The 14,582-nt window shown below is 42.8% G+C and carries 12 protein-coding genes and 1 tRNA gene; 6 read left to right on the top strand and 7 right to left on the bottom strand.

Annotation, left to right across the window (positions count from 1 at the left end; all coding sequences use genetic code 11):
• Nucleotides 1-28: 28 nt before the first annotated feature.
• On the bottom strand, nt 29-1,576 hold the full coding sequence (locus AC23N5_RS20320) for an ATP-binding protein (RefSeq protein ID WP_487757018.1): 1,548 nt from the start codon (nt 1,574-1,576) through the stop codon (nt 29-31).
• A gap of 103 nt (nt 1,577-1,679) precedes the next feature.
• Between AC23N5_RS20320 and AC23N5_RS20315 the strand changes: the two genes are divergently transcribed.
• From AC23N5_RS20315 to AC23N5_RS20305, 3 genes are all read left to right on the top strand, one after another.
• On the top strand, nt 1,680-3,401 hold the full coding sequence (locus AC23N5_RS20315; protein WP_487757017.1) for a tetratricopeptide repeat-containing sensor histidine kinase: 1,722 nt from the start codon (nt 1,680-1,682) through the stop codon (nt 3,399-3,401).
• 80 nt (nt 3,402-3,481) lie between these two features.
• Nucleotides 3,482-4,219 carry a response regulator gene (locus AC23N5_RS20310; protein WP_487757016.1) on the top strand — a complete coding sequence of 246 codons (738 nt, stop codon included), beginning with the start codon at nt 3,482-3,484 and terminating at the stop codon, nt 4,217-4,219.
• Between the two features lie 10 nt (nt 4,220-4,229).
• Nucleotides 4,230-4,811, top strand: coding sequence for an O-methyltransferase (locus AC23N5_RS20305; RefSeq protein WP_487757015.1), 582 nt, complete (start codon nt 4,230-4,232; stop codon nt 4,809-4,811).
• Between the two features lie 20 nt (nt 4,812-4,831).
• On the opposite strand, the gene AC23N5_RS20300 is transcribed toward AC23N5_RS20305, so the two are convergent.
• The 3 genes from AC23N5_RS20300 to AC23N5_RS20290 form a co-directional block, all read right to left on the bottom strand.
• Nucleotides 4,832-5,401, bottom strand: coding sequence for a Crp/Fnr family transcriptional regulator (locus AC23N5_RS20300; RefSeq protein WP_487757014.1), 570 nt, complete (start codon nt 5,399-5,401; stop codon nt 4,832-4,834).
• 71 nt (nt 5,402-5,472) lie between these two features.
• Complete coding sequence (gene tig / locus AC23N5_RS20295) at nt 5,473-6,819, bottom strand: trigger factor (RefSeq protein ID WP_487757013.1); 1,347 nt, start codon at nt 6,817-6,819, stop codon at nt 5,473-5,475.
• A gap of 138 nt (nt 6,820-6,957) precedes the next feature.
• Nucleotides 6,958-7,039: transfer RNA gene (locus tag AC23N5_RS20290), tRNA-Leu, on the bottom strand.
• A 252-nt stretch (nt 7,040-7,291) separates the two neighbouring features.
• On the opposite strand from AC23N5_RS20290, the gene AC23N5_RS20285 reads away from it, so the two are divergent.
• From AC23N5_RS20285 to AC23N5_RS20275, 3 genes are all read left to right on the top strand, one after another.
• A complete protein-coding gene (locus tag AC23N5_RS20285; protein ID WP_183971275.1) occupies nt 7,292-9,550 on the top strand; it encodes a RelA/SpoT family protein in 2,259 nt (752 codons plus the stop codon).
• Nucleotides 9,551-9,657: 107 nt separating this feature from the next.
• Nucleotides 9,658-10,161, top strand: a complete 504-nt coding sequence (locus tag AC23N5_RS20280; RefSeq protein ID WP_037302452.1) for a Fur family transcriptional regulator — start codon at nt 9,658-9,660, stop codon at nt 10,159-10,161.
• A gap of 108 nt (nt 10,162-10,269) precedes the next feature.
• A complete protein-coding gene (locus AC23N5_RS20275) occupies nt 10,270-11,559 on the top strand; it encodes an adenylosuccinate synthase (RefSeq protein WP_487757012.1) in 1,290 nt (429 codons plus the stop codon).
• Between the two features lie 277 nt (nt 11,560-11,836).
• Here the strand turns inward: AC23N5_RS20275 and AC23N5_RS20270 are convergent, their stop codons facing one another.
• The 3 genes from AC23N5_RS20270 to AC23N5_RS20260 form a co-directional block, all read right to left on the bottom strand.
• Nucleotides 11,837-12,544, bottom strand: a complete 708-nt coding sequence (locus AC23N5_RS20270) for an NUDIX hydrolase (RefSeq protein ID WP_183971760.1) — start codon at nt 12,542-12,544, stop codon at nt 11,837-11,839.
• Nucleotides 12,545-12,594: 50 nt separating this feature from the next.
• On the bottom strand, nt 12,595-13,497 hold the full coding sequence (gene rimK / locus AC23N5_RS20265; protein WP_183971273.1) for a 30S ribosomal protein S6--L-glutamate ligase: 903 nt from the start codon (nt 13,495-13,497) through the stop codon (nt 12,595-12,597).
• 117 nt (nt 13,498-13,614) lie between these two features.
• Nucleotides 13,615-14,085, bottom strand: coding sequence for an ATP-dependent zinc protease family protein (locus AC23N5_RS20260; protein ID WP_183971272.1), 471 nt, complete (start codon nt 14,083-14,085; stop codon nt 13,615-13,617).
• Between the last annotated feature and the right edge of the window lie 497 nt (nt 14,086-14,582).

The raw sequence follows: 14,582 nt of genomic DNA, 5'->3' as shown, positions 1-14,582 counted from the left end.
AAAGATAGACCCAAATTTTGTCAGCGTATCAATTTAAAACCGCTACCTCCCAGCTTTCAACCGATTTCGTCGCCGTCGAAAAATTGACGCCCACTGCCACCAATGCTTTCCCCAGTGGTTTGTAGGGCGTCAAATAGCCTTTCATTTTTACTTGTGCCAACGCTTCCGATGACGTTTTATCCAACTTAAATTCAAACGCATACACATAACGTTGCGTTTGTACCAACGCATCACAACGGCCCCGTGAAGTATGAACCTCCGACTGTACATATACGCCCAATAAAGTAAACGTCAAGTGGATAAGTGCGTGATAGAAACGCTCATTCTCATTTTGCCACAAATCATAAGGCAACGACGAAAACACCATATCCATCACTTCCATCGCCTTCGCTAAGTCATTGTTCTGCAAAGCGTTCCGAAGGTGTACGACCATCGACAAAGCTCCTTCACTTTCATCTTGACGATACGCCTTCAACAAATATTGGTTCAATGACAGTTTTACTTCTTGATTGGGAAAATCAAGCGTGTATAAAAAATCCTCTTGGCTGTAACTTACTATCGTCAGGTAACCTGTCTGAAACAATAAGGCGACTGGACGCAAGTTCTCTATATCGAACGAGTTTAACTCATCTTCCGTCACTGACAAATCACTAAAATCGTACAAAAATTTCTCCTTAGCTAGTCTTACCAGCCACGTAGGCGTCCCTGTACTGAACCAGTAATTTTGAAAAGCACCTCTTTTTGAAAAGAAATTTAATAATGAAAAAGGATTGTAAACCCTATCCGTCCCGTTCCAGGAATACCCATTGTACCACTCTTTCACTTTGTCCAAAAACGATTCTCTAGAAATTTCTTGTTTTGCCGCCAAAACACTAATCTCTTCCTCAAAACTGGCTTCTAATTCAGGTTGGCTTATCCCGACTAAATTAGCGTAATCGTCATCTAAACTTATGTCATTGAGATTATTCAAATCCGAAAACACACTGACCTTGGCGAATTTGCTCACCCCCGTCAGCAACACAAACTCCAAATGCTCGTCCGAAGGTTTGAGTATCCCATAAAACGACTTCAACAACTGACGATTCAAATGAGCAATGGGCAACTCCTCCAAATAATCAACGATCGGCTTGTCGTATTCATCCACCAGCACCACCACTTTTCGACCCGTCTTGACGTGGAGTTTCTCGATTAGCTCTTGGAACATAAAGCCCACCCCTTCACTCTCCAACAACAAATTATGGCGGCGCGCTTCGTTGCGAAGCGTCGTTATCAGCGATTGTTCCAAACCCACATCCCGCAAACTCATCTGATTAAAATAAATCACAAGCGTGGGGTTCGTCTGGCTAAAATCCCATTTATCCCCAATGTACAAACCCGAAAACAGTTCCCGCTTGCCTTCATACAACGCCTGCAACGTACTCACCAACAACGACTTCCCAAAACGACGAGGACGCGACAGAAAGTAGTATTTTCCCCTACTCACCAAGCGGTAAATCAACGCTGTTTTGTCAACATAGAGATACCCTCCCGTAATAAGCTCTTGAAAATTCTGAATTCCTATCGGATATTTTTGCATCGTTTCTCGCTTTCTTTAAACAAAGATAGACCGAAATTTTGTCGTTTAAAATCCACTATTTTTTATTTAGTTTTGGCAACTGCATTCCCACAACATTTGCCTCATGTTAACTTACAACCTGTTTAGTGGCTTCATTTATTGTTGGCTCCTTTTTGGGACAGTTGTCTGCTTCGCACAGTTACCAAGCCAAGCCCTCCCCCTCAATCCTGTCTATCATAGTAAAGCCATTGCCATTGAAAAAGAAGCACTTCAGAAAAAAGATACCGTTTTGCTGGCCGAAGCCTATTACCAGTACTTTAAAAGTTTTTCAGCGGCAGGCGATTACCAAAATGCCCACGCCTATTTCACCAAATCACTCAGGATTCAAGAGAAACGAGGGGAAACTTACGAACTAGGCCGTCTTTATTTTTACTTATGTGAAATGGCCGTAAGTACCTTACAATACGAAGATGCACTCAAGCACATCCGAAAATCTCTTGCTATCGCAAAGAAAATTCAATCAGCAGTTGGCTTGATGCGGGCCTACAAATCTTTGGCAGAAATTCATAAACAAAACTGGCAAACACCCCAGTATCCTCGTCGCCCTTTACCTAGGCTCGATAGTGCGCAATTTTATTACCAAAAACTCCTTGATATAGCCAAAAAAAACAACAATAATGAAGCATTGGCCGAAGCCTATGAAGGGCTTGGAAAAGTGTTAATAGATCGCAACTCACCCAAAGCAATTGGCTATTTTGAAGCATGTTGTTTTCTTTTTACAAATAAAGTTAGAAGGAATTCAGGAGTGATTTCGGTTTCTATCAACCTTTTATCAGCCTATACTCATTTCAAAAAATACAAACAAGCAACCGTATTGGCTCAAAAAATTGAAGACATGGTGGATACGGTTTATATCAACGCGAAAATTCAGGCCAAATTCCAACAGGAGCTTGTCAACCTCTGTAAAGCAACTCAAAATTGGAAAAAAGCCCTTGAACATTCCGAAAAACTCAATAAAATTGAATACAAAGAACTGATGGATGACCGACAAGGGGCATTGAGCAAACTGAGTATCGTCTATGAAACTGAGAAAAAAGAAAAACAAATTCAACTCCAACAACAAGAAATCAATAGCCGAATTGAAACCGAAAAAAGCCAACGAATTTCTATCCTCTTAGCTCTTGTCTTATTGGCAGTTACGGCTGTGGCGAGTATTATTTTCTACAATTTGTACCGCAAAAACCAACGCATTAGCCTCAAAAACCAACAACTTGTTCATGAACAAAACCACCGCGTTAAAAACAATTTACAAACTGTATCAAGCCTTCTCAGTCTCCAAGCAAGACAACTGACCGACCACACTGCCATTCAGGCCATTACTAATAGCCAACTTCGCATTCAGTCGATGGTTATCTTGCACCGAAGGCTATACGATACGGAGCAACTCGCGCACGTTTTTTTACCCGCTTTCATCAAAGAAATCACCGAGGCGGTTCACAAAACCTTTGGCTACGCGCACATTACTCCTGAGTTCGTCATTGAAAATGTGTACTTACATGCCGACAAAGCCATTCCCTTCGGTTTGATTCTCAACGAACTTGTCACCAACTGCTGTAAATATGCCTACCCAACGCACCCACAACCTTCGTTGTTGATTGAATGTAAACGATTAAACGACCAAATACACATCGCTGTTACCGACAACGGATTACATGCTTCTTCTAACGAAAGCATCAAAAAGACATTTGGTATGAAACTCATCAGAGCCCAACTCGAACAACTTTATGCCCAGTCGCAAGTAGATACCTCCAACGGTTATCGTTTTAGTATGTATTTTAAAGGTTAATTTCTTAGTTTACGGTCAGTCGCTTTACCTCCTTTTCTCGTAGATTTGCCAAGTTAAAAACTCAAACCTATCCACTCGTTATGCAGCCGTTAAGGATTCTAATTGTTGAAGACCAAACAATTACGGCATTGGACATCAAAGAAACATTGGAAGACGTAGGCCACATTGTCGTGGATACGCCCCGCAATTATGAGTCCGCCATAGAATCAGTCAAAAAACATTTGCCTGATTTAGCCATTATCGACATTAAACTTACCAATTCGGCAGCGGATGGCATCATCACCGCCGAAAAAATCCGTTCTATCCATCCCATCCCATTTATTTTCCTCACGGCTAATTCTGAAAAAGCGACCTTCGACCGTGCCAAAGAGACACTTCCATCTGCCTACTTATTAAAGCCATTTGACCCCGACGAGCTAAGAATGCAGGTTGAAATTGTATGGCTGAATCATAAAAACATCCAACCCAATTACGCTCCAACGGGATTGTTTTTTTCGGTAATAAACAAAGGTTATCAAAAAATCAACCCTCACGAAGTCGTTGTCATTGAGGCCGATGGAGCCTATGTAAATGTTTTTCTAGTGGAGCAACAAAAGCCTTTTGAGATTAGCATGAACCTTAACAAAATCTCGTCCCATTTTGCTTCTCCTAATTTTTTTAGGCTCTCTCGTTCCTACTTAATCAACCTCGATTATGTAGAACGAATCGTTGAAAACACGCTTTTTTTACAGGGCTTCCATCAAGGTATTCCTATCCCCAACAGCAGTAAAACCGAATTAGTCCAAAAATTAACGATTATCAAAACCAATCAAAACTAATCATCATACATTGACCGACTTACCCATCTCTCAAACCCCCGCCATCTTAGACGCCATTGATGCCGATGCGGCGGCTATCAGTTTTGGACAACCTTCCGATGACCTTACGGGTGCCTTTCTTCGTACGCTTATTGCCAGCAAACCCGCAGGCAAATTTCTGGAACTAGGTACAGGGGCTGGGCGCGCCACGGCTTGGATGCTCGAAGGTATGACCTCTGACGCACACATTATTTCGGTAGAGTCTGACGAAGCACTCATTGCCATTGCCCAAAAGCACCTCGGCGCCGACCCTCGGCTCCAGCTCATTCATAGTTTGGGCGAAGAGGTGATTGTGAAACTTCCTCACGGACAGTTCGACCTCATTTTTGCCGATACGTGGCCAGGGAAATACAACCATTTGGAAGAAACACTGGCTTTGGTCAAGGAGGGTGGTTTTTATATCATCGACGACATGTTGCCGCAACCCAACTGGCCCAAAGGCCACGATAAAAAAGCAGCGAATCTCATCCAAACCCTCGAAAATGACCCGCGTTTTCAGCTGGTAAAAATGACTTGGGCTTCGGGAGTGATTATGCTGGTAAAGAAGGGATAAGCGAGTTCTAAAACCCAATTTTACCATTTCTTTGCCCTCAAGCGGCTCAGGGTTTCGGAGGTAATTCCCAAATACGAAGCAATGTACTTGAGCGGTATTCGCTTGCTAATGTCTGGAAACGATGTAATCAGCTGACGGTATCGTTCGTCGGCTGTTTTTTTTCGCAGGCTTTGGGTGCGCTGTTCGCTCAACACATAATAACGTTCCGTCAGCAGCCTTCCGACTTGGTTAAATCCTGGGTGCTGGAGATACAATTGGTGAAGTCGCTGGTAAGAAATCGACCACAAAACACAGTCTTCGAGCGTCTCAATCAGTTCTTCGGAGGGTTGTTGGGTATAAAAACTAACAATAGAAATAACAAAATCACCCTCTTTCATAAACCACGAATTTACCTCACTTCCTTCTTTTAGATAATACCCTCTTAGGCAACCTTTTTCAACAAAGTACATCTTTCTGGCTACTTGCCCTTCTTGTAAAATCACCGTTTTTTTAGGAATTTCTTCCCTGACAACCGCCTCTTGCAACGCCACTTCAAAATCGGGGGTAACGGTTGGCCAAAAATGTTTGATAAGTACAGTTAGTGATTTCATGGCGATGAGTGAAAACAAAAGAGGCCGCCATTGTGTGGCGACCTCCTAATCTAAGCAATAAATGTATGTGATTAGCTCAACGCGTTCACAATTTCTTTGAACTGCTCTACGTCAATTGTTTTTGCCTCAACTGCCACTTGGCCGCTCAAGTACTCAAACACTTTGTCGTCAAACACCAAGTTGAACATCTTTGAGTAGTTGTTCTCTTTTTCGGTAGTTAGGTAGTTCATCGCAATTTTGCGGATGGTTTCTTCCATCTGGTCGCCCATTGAATCACCATAGATACCAAATTGCTCACGAACCATGTCCTCAGCACGTGCAATCACTTCTGATTGCTCTACTTTGATTTCGGTTTGCTCGGCCAATTTGTTTTTAATCAACGACAACTTCAACGATTTTGTGAATTGTGGATAGTCAGCGTCGATTTGTTCTGCGGTAAACTTACCTTCGTTCAGTTGGAACAACCAATCTTTCAAAAACGCTTCTGGAAGGTCGATTTGGATGTTGTCCAACAACAACTGGTCGATGTCGCGGCGCAACAATGAATCTGCTTCACGTGCGTAGTTGCGTTGGATGATTTCGGCCACTTGTGAACGGAACGACTCTTCATCTTCGGCTTTACCTACGCCCAATACCTTATCAAAAAACTCTTGGTTGATTTCTGAAGGCGCTTGGCGCGTGATGTCTTCTACCACAAAGGCGTATTCACCCGTAAATTCAGCGATTTCTTCTTCTTTTTTACCCGTCAAAAGCGCAATGGCTTTGTCGTCCACAAACGTATCGCGAATATCAAATGTCACTTCGCTTCCTTTGGTCAAACCAACGAATTTCGCTTGTGCTTCGTCTTTGATTTGTTTTGAAGGAATCGCTGTTTTAGTAGAAAATTCGCCACCGACTTGCTTCAATTCACCATAAAGCATATCGCCCGCTTCCGATGTTTCAGGGTTGATTTGACCCGTAAACTGCGTACGAAGGTTTTCGATGGTATCGTTAAGTTCCTTTTCTCCTGCCTCAATCGTGTAAGAAGAAACCGCAGGCAATGCCCCGATATTTACCTCAAAATCAGAGGCTAAACCTAATTCGTAGCTAAATTCAAATTCCGTTTGTTTGTCCCAATTAACCGCATCTGTTTTTTCGCGGTCAATTTGCGGGTCGCCCACTACGGCAAGTTTGTTGTCACGGATATAGTTACTTACGGTTTCAGAAAGCAAGTTATTTACTTCGTCGATAACAATGCTTTTACCGTACATTCTTTGGATTACATTAGCAGGTACTTTTCCAGGACGGAAACCTTTCAAAGCTACGCGCTTGCTATAATCTTTGATTGTTTTATCTACTTTTGGTTGATAATCCTCTTTCGCTAATTTGATGGTTAGCGTGGCATTGGTGGGTGTGCTTTTTTCTAACAGAACCTCCATGATATATGTTTAAATTTCTGAATTGGGGATTTTGAAAATATGCTATAAAAAAAATGAGTGAATTAGGTTAGCGAAAAAGTGGGTAAGAAATCACTAAATCACTAAGTCACTAAATCACTCATTTATAAAACCAGATAGTGCGGGCGGAGGGACTCGAACCCCCATGCCTTGCGGCGCCAGATCCTAAGTCTGGTATGTCTACCAATTTCACCACGCCCGCAGCGTGTGTGTTTGGGGATGCAAAACTACCTTTTGTAAATACAATATGCAAGCTTTTTTTTATTTTTTTTATCTTTCTTAAAAAGAGAAACCTATCTTACTTGGCCTATACTTACTATAAATCAGCCATTTACTCTCAAAAAAAACACTTATTTTTTTTTACTACATCATAAAAAACTTGTTAAAAACACAACGATTTATTACCTTAGTCGTATTGAGTACAACAAATTTCGGATGACCGAACACCAATAACATGCCCATCGAAGTAGAAATTGATTTGGAATTGGAGCGCTTAGAAATTCTTAAAAGGTACCGAAAACTATTACGCGCCGCCAAACCCTTCTTAAAAGATGATGACGCCAAAAAAATTAAGAAAGCGTTCAATCTGTCGGTAGAAGCTCACAAAGACATGCGCCGCAAGTCGGGAGAGCCGTATATCTACCACCCCATTGCCGTCGCCCAAATATGCGTTGAGGAAATTGGACTCGGTACTACCTCTATTATATGTGCGTTGCTTCACGACGTAGTAGAAGATACAGACTACACCCTCAAAGACATCGAACATCAGTTTGGGCCTAAGGTTGCCCAAATCATCGATGGCTTAACCAAAATTTCGGGACAGTTTGAGTTTGGTACGTCGCAACAAGCCGAAAACTTCCGTAAGATGCTCCTTACGCTCTCGGATGACATTCGGGTTATTATGATTAAGCTCGCCGACCGCCTCCACAACATGCGCACCCTCGACAGCATGGCGCGCGACAAGCAGCTGAAAATTGCGTCTGAGACTATCTTTATCTATGCCCCACTCGCCCACCGTTTGGGATTGCACTCGATAAAAACCGACCTTGAAGACCTCTACCTCAAATATACCGAGCCCGAAAGCTACGAGGAAATCAAGAACAAACTACGTGCGACCAAAACCTCCCGCGATAGGTTTATTAATAAGTTTATCGAACCTATTGACATCGACCTCAAAGAACAAGGCTATGACTTTGTTATTAAAGGACGCCCCAAGTCGATTTATTCGATTTGGAACAAAATGAGGAAACAAAAAAAGCCGTTTGAAGAAATCTACGATTTGTTTGCCGTACGGATTATTATGAATTCGGTGGACATTAAGGCGGAGAAATCGGATTGCTGGCACGCCTACTCCATCGTTACCGACCACTACACGCCCAATATCGACCGCCTCAAGGATTGGTTGGCCACACCCCGTGCCAACGGCTACGAGTCGTTGCACATTACGGTTATGTACCGCCCTGAGGGAGCCGACAAAGGACAGTGGGTGGAAGTACAAGTTCGTTCAAAACGAATGGACGAAATTGCCGAAAAAGGCGTAGCTGCCCACTGGAAATACAAAGGCAACGACACCCGCACGGGACAAGGAATCGACCAGTGGATTAACCAAGTCCGCGAAATGCTTGAAGCAACCAAAGACAGCAAGTCGGCAGCATTGGAGTTTTTGGATGATTTCCGCAGCAACTTGTTTGCCGAAGAAGTATTTGTCTTTACCCCAAAAGGGGAGCTTCGGGTACTACAACGCGGCGCTACAGCCCTCGATTTTGCGTTTGACATTCACTCTGAAGTGGGAGCTCGATGCATCGCGGCAAAAGTCAATAATACGTTGGTACCCATTAGTCAGCCACTCAACAACGGCGACCAAGTGGAAATCATCACGGCCAAACGCCAAAAACCAAGCGAAGATTGGCTCAAGTTTGTGGTAACCTCCAAGGCCAAAGCTCGTATTAAAGAACTTATCAAGGAGGAAAACAAACAATACATCAGCGACGGCCGTAGTATTATTGAGAAAAAGTGTAAAATCTTACACCTTGACGTTACCCTTGAGCTTATCAATCAGCTGAGGGCGTATTTTAACTGTAAAACCCCCAGCGACCTCTATTATCGTTTTGGAAAAGCCTACATTCAACCTGACGAAATCAAGAAATTTAAACAGGAAAAAGAGGCAAAACAGAACATACAAGCCAAAATAAATACCGACGACCTCCAAGACGGCAAGCAGTTTACCAAAGAGCTCAAAAAAATGCACGGCGAGCGCACCGACGCCGACGCGCTGCTCATTGGCGAAGACATGGACAAGATTGACTACATCTTGGCCCAATGCTGCAACCCTATTCCTGGCGATGACGTGTTTGGGTTTGTGACGGTCAACGAAGGCATCAAAATTCACCGAACTACCTGCCCCAATGCCCCAGAGCTTTTGTCGAACCACGGCAACCGCGTCATTAAAGCAAAATGGACGTCACAACAAAAAATTGCTTTTTTGGCAGGACTCCGCATCGACGGCACCGACCGCGTGGGATTGGTCAACGATTTGACTCGGATTATATCCAATGAGCTCCATATTAATATTCGTTCTATTTCGGTAGAAACCGAAGAAGGGCTCTTTGAAGGACTCATCAAACTGTATGTCTATGACACTCGGCACTTAGAACAACTCATCCACAAAATCGAAAAAGTAGATGGTGTATTTAAAGTAGCGAGGTTTGATTGAAAATTAGTACTTTTGCCACTCTAATTTGAAAATTTGCAAATGCACCCAATTTGAAAATTAAGGTTCATTTTCAAATTTTCAAATTTTCAAATTTTCTTATTGTAATCATGCCACAGGCCAAGCACGAAAACTTAGAAGCTGCGAAGCGCATTCTGACTGCCTACTTAGAGCGCAAAGGGCTTCGCAAAACCCCTGAGCGATTTGCGATATTGGAAGAAATATACACCCGCGAAGACCACTTCGACGTGGATGAGCTGTATATTTCGATGAAAAACAAAAAGTATCGGGTAAGTAGGGCAACTGTTTATAATACATTGGATGTACTCGTTGACTGTGACTTGGTTACGAAACACCAGTTTGGCAAAAATTTGGCCCAATATGAAAAAGCTTACGGCTCCCGTCAACACGACCACCTGATTTGTATGGATTGCCACCAAGTAATGGAGTTTTGTGACCCTCGCGTCCAGAATATTCAAAACATGGTGGGCGAACTTCTTAAATTTAACGTACTTCATCACTCGTTAATTTTTTATGGTAATTGCCAACGGGCAAACTGTGAAAATAAAACCAAGGCCATTGCCGAACGGCCCAAAAGAATAGAAGTTGAATAGTGCGGAGAGGGGGCTACTTGCCCAACATGCACCGTGCCCTACCCCAACCCTATGGGCATGTATCACATCCAATAAAATCCCCTTCAGGGTTAGGGGTTATAATTTCTAATGAAAGTTGATGTATTACTCGGCCTCCAATGGGGCGACGAAGGAAAAGGGAAAATAGTGGACGTTTTGGCGCCACAGTACCAAGTGGTGGCTCGCTTCCAAGGTGGGCCTAACGCGGGGCATACACTCGAATTTGACGGTTTTAAGCACGTTTTGCACCAAATTCCGTCAGGGATTTTCCGTCCTGAAATCAAAAACGTTATCGGAAACGGGCTTGTACTTGACCCCATCGTCCTCAAAAAAGAAATTGATGGCTTGGCTAAGTTCAATCTCCCACTTGATAAAAATTTGTTTATCTCAAAAAAGGCGGCGGTCATTATTCCAACCCACCGCTTGCTTGATGCCGCCTACGAACAATCTAAAGGTGCTGCCAAAATTGGTTCTACATTGCGCGGTATTGGCCCCACTTACCAAGACAAAGTAGCGCGGATGGGATTGCGAATGGGTGACATTCTTTCTCCAAATTTCAAAGAAAAGTACAGCCACCTAGTGGATCAGCACAAGGTCATCCTCAAGTTTTATAACTATGAGTTTGAAACCTCACTTGCCGAAGCGGAAAAAGCGTTCTTTGAAGCAATCGAATTCCTCAAACAATTCCAATTTGTTGACAGCGAATACGTAGTGAACGAATCACTCGAAGCAGGTCAAACGGTATTGGCAGAAGGTGCACAAGGTTCATTGTTGGACATTGATTTTGGTTCGTATCCTTTTGTAACCAGTTCTACCACCACCGCTGCGGGGGCTTGTACTGGCTTGGGGGTTGCACCAAAGCACATCGGCGAGGTATTTGGGATTTTCAAAGCCTACTGCACACGCGTAGGAAGCGGCCCATTCCCTACCGAATTGTTGGATGAAGTCGGAGAACGTATCCGTCAAGAAGGACGTGAGTTTGGTTCAACCACGGGGCGTCCGCGTCGTTGTGGATGGATTGACCTTCCTGCCCTCAAATACGCCATTATGATCAATGGCGTCACGCAGTTGGTTATGATGAAAGTGGACGTCTTGAATATTTTTGATGAAATTCAAATTTGTACGCACTACCAATTGCCCGACGGTAGCACTACTGACCAGCTCCCTTACGACCTTTGCGACGAAGAAGTAACGCCTGTTTACAAAACGTTGAAAGGCTGGGCTACATCACTAGAAAACCTTCATTCGTACAACGAAATTCCAGCAGAACTTGCTGCTTACATTGAGTTTTTGGAAGCCGAATTGAAACTTCCAATTAGCTTTATCTCCACTGGCCCTGACCGCGAAGCCATCATTCACCGCGAAGCGCAGACCGCTTAAATCAGCGGTTAGCAGTCAGTTGATAGCGGTTAGCTATTAGGTCCGATAAAAATGCCGTCGCCCAAAAACGACGGCATTTTTATTGCTATTCCTTTAACCCCACGCCTTTAGGCTGGGGTCTAAAAAAGAGCAAAACTTAGGGCTTTAGCCCTGATTTTTTGACAGCAAGGCGCTAAAAATCAGGGCTAAAGCCCCAAATAAAACTTTCACATTGTATCCCCAGCCTAAAGGCGTGGGGTTAGAGAAGTTACATATTATTCATAATATCCATGTACCTCTAAAATTCAGGATTTGAGACAAAATTCAGGAACGAATTGCTGTACGTTTTGTATTTTTCTTCGTTGACTTGGTACAAGTACGCTCCTTTTTTAGAAGACTTTTGCTTTTCCTTTAACTTCACCAACAAGTGCGTTGAAAGGATTTTTCGGCTAAAATTCCGCTTATCAAAGGTTGTTTGGAAGATGGCTTCGTACAGTTTTTGAAGCTGGGGAATTGTAAATTTTTCAGGTAAAAGCTCAAAGCCAAGCGGGTGCAAAGCTGCTTTGTAGCGTAGTTTCTGAATCGCCAAATCGATCATTTGTCGGTGGTCAAACAATATTTCGGCGGGCATCTCACTGACAGGAAACCACTGCGCATGATGCACTTCCGAGACACTCGAATCATAATGTTCGACATTAATCAGGGCAAAATACGCCACCGAAACCGTCCGTGCGATGGGGTCACGGTGAATGTCTCCAAAAGTGTATAATTGTTCGAGATAGACCTCCTTCAGTCCCGTAAGCTCGTACAAAATCCGCTCAGCCGACAGTTCGAGATTTTCATTTTCGGCCAGCCACCCTCCCATCAGCGACCAAGTGTCGATGGTAGAATCTGGACCACGTTTTACCAAAAGGATATTTAGCTGGTTGCCATCAAACCCAAAAATAATGGAGTCAAGCGCAACAAGGTATTTAGTTTGTTTACTGTAGGATGCTATATCGAGCATAGAGTACTTTTTTCATCATAGGTTCAAAGTCGAAAAATAGTACATTTTACCTATACCCCAATCGTATCCCCTTCATCCATCGGTTTTTTTTCTTCAATATACCCAATTATCAAGTCTGCAACATTGATACCTGTCACCTTTTCGATACCCTCCAATCCTGGCGAAGAGTTTACTTCCATAATCATCGGCCCCCGATTCGATCGAATCATATCAACTCCTGCGACCCTTACTCCAAGTGCCTTTGCCGCTTGTAAAGCTGCTTTTTCTTCCTCTGGCGGTAGCAAAATGGCTTCTGCTTTTCCACCACGGTGAAGGTTTGAACGAAACTCCCCCGTCGTTCCCTGACGTTTCATGGCAGCTACCACTTTGTTGCCCACCACAAACGCCCGAATATCGGCTCCGTTTGCCTCCGCAATGTATTCTTGAATCAAGACATTGGTTTTTAGCCCATAAAAGGCTTCAATCGTCGATTTGGCTGCTTTATTAGACTCCGCCAACACCACGCCCACGCCTTGTGTACCTTCTAGTAGCTTAATAATAACGGGCGGCCCATCCACCAGTTTAATCAAACTATCAATGTCTTTTGCTTGATTAGCAAAAACTGTTTTGGGAATTTGCACTCCAGCTTTGGAAAGAATTTGAAGGCTTCGCAGTTTGTTTCGCGAGCGCATGATGGCCTGCGACTTCACCGTAGTAAAGACTTTCATCATCTCAAACTGGCGCACTACGGCACTTCCATAGTCGGTTACCGATGCACCAATTCGAGGAATAACGGCGTCAATCCCTTCAATTTCTTTGTTTTTATACAAAATAACAGGCTTTTCCTCCTCGATGAGTACGTGGCACAACGCGTGGTTGATTACCACTGCCTCATGGCCGCGTTGCTGAATGGCCTCGACTAGCTTTCGAGTAGAATATAACTTAGCATTGGTTGATAAAACCGCAATTTTCATAATTGGAAAGACAAACAATGGAACGCTACACAAGGCTTCCTTTAACCCTCGTGTTTTATGTTCCTGCGTGACAAAATTATAAGGAAGTACGTTGAGATAATATTACGTTTTTGTTAACTACGCTTTGGTCCTACTTTTGCGTTGCATAAAATCGTAGGATAAATTTTCGAGAGAGACATCCACCAAAAAACGACTACGCAGTAATTTCCGCCCCAAAAGCACGGGATAACGCATCTGAGAGCGGTCAGCCAGCGAAAACTCGGTTCTAATGCTTTTGCCAAAAAGGATCACTTTGGTTTTGATGACATACCGCATTTCTGTCTGGCCAAACGAATTTTTGATGGCTTTTAGCTCAAATTGATCAGTCGTAAATTTTTGGTGCTTTTCACTACGATGCGCAGGCAAGAAAAAAGAAAGTACCCCTTCTTCCACACTTATCTTAAAACAATGGATAGACGAAGTATAAGCGCCCGTGTCAATTTTTACACGAACGTTCGTTAATCCCAAATCAGGAAAATCTATCATGTCATTACGGCCAATGACCCGTTTTTCGGTCACGCTAGGCTTCTTTTTCTTTTTGACTTCCATCACAGCAAAAGTACAGCAAAAAGTTAACTTGTTACAAAACGTTTTATCTGTTTTTAATGGTAAAATTCCTTACAATTTTGGTAGTATCTTAATCAAAAATAGGATAAAAACACTTTTTATTTGCACACTCAAACTGATTTCAATCAAGTGCTACATTCAAACAACTTTATTGGATTATACCAATACAAAAGAAAGTTATATATTAATCAACTAAGAATATTTTGTTCAAAAATTATAAATAAATCGCTTTTTTAGTCAAAATATAGTCAGTATTTGCAAAAAACAGCTAAGTTTTTTGCACTATATCAGTATATATTTGTACATTATATTCTGTAAGAGATTTTATTGTCGCCTTACGCCTATCTATCAACCTAAACATACTTTATGACCCACTGATACTCAACTTCTTGAGGAGTGTTTTTAGGCAGCTACAGCCCCTTCGTCCTAACTCCAAAAATTGATTCTCTCTGATACCGAATTTTTTTCATTTTATCTAT

It is taken from the genome of Runella sp. R5_40 (assembly GCF_057652295.1).
The sequence above is the reverse complement of the archived record's forward strand: the minus strand, read 5'-3'. Positions and strand labels throughout refer to the sequence as shown.

Bases quoted from the DNA above. Each gene is read 5' to 3' on its own strand.
- AC23N5_RS20320 (WP_487757018.1), bottom strand. From the start codon at position 1,576: ATGCAAAAATATCCGATAGGAATTCAGAATTTTCAAGAGCTTATTACG.
- AC23N5_RS20315 (WP_487757017.1), top strand. From the start codon at position 1,680: ATGTTAACTTACAACCTGTTTAGTGGCTTCATTTATTGTTGGCTCCTT.
- AC23N5_RS20310 (WP_487757016.1), top strand. From the start codon at position 3,482: ATGCAGCCGTTAAGGATTCTAATTGTTGAAGACCAAACAATTACGGCA.
- AC23N5_RS20300 (WP_487757014.1), bottom strand. From the start codon at position 5,401: ATGAAATCACTAACTGTACTTATCAAACATTTTTGGCCAACCGTTACC.
- tig (WP_487757013.1), bottom strand. From the start codon at position 6,819: ATGGAGGTTCTGTTAGAAAAAAGCACACCCACCAATGCCACGCTAACC.
- AC23N5_RS20285 (WP_183971275.1), top strand. From the start codon at position 7,292: ATGCCCATCGAAGTAGAAATTGATTTGGAATTGGAGCGCTTAGAAATT.
- AC23N5_RS20280 (WP_037302452.1), top strand. From the start codon at position 9,658: ATGCCACAGGCCAAGCACGAAAACTTAGAAGCTGCGAAGCGCATTCTG.
- AC23N5_RS20275 (WP_487757012.1), top strand. From the start codon at position 10,270: ATGAAAGTTGATGTATTACTCGGCCTCCAATGGGGCGACGAAGGAAAA.
- AC23N5_RS20270 (WP_183971760.1), bottom strand. From the start codon at position 12,544: ATGCTCGATATAGCATCCTACAGTAAACAAACTAAATACCTTGTTGCG.
- rimK (WP_183971273.1), bottom strand. From the start codon at position 13,497: ATGAAAATTGCGGTTTTATCAACCAATGCTAAGTTATATTCTACTCGA.
- AC23N5_RS20260 (WP_183971272.1), bottom strand. From the start codon at position 14,085: ATGGAAGTCAAAAAGAAAAAGAAGCCTAGCGTGACCGAAAAACGGGTC.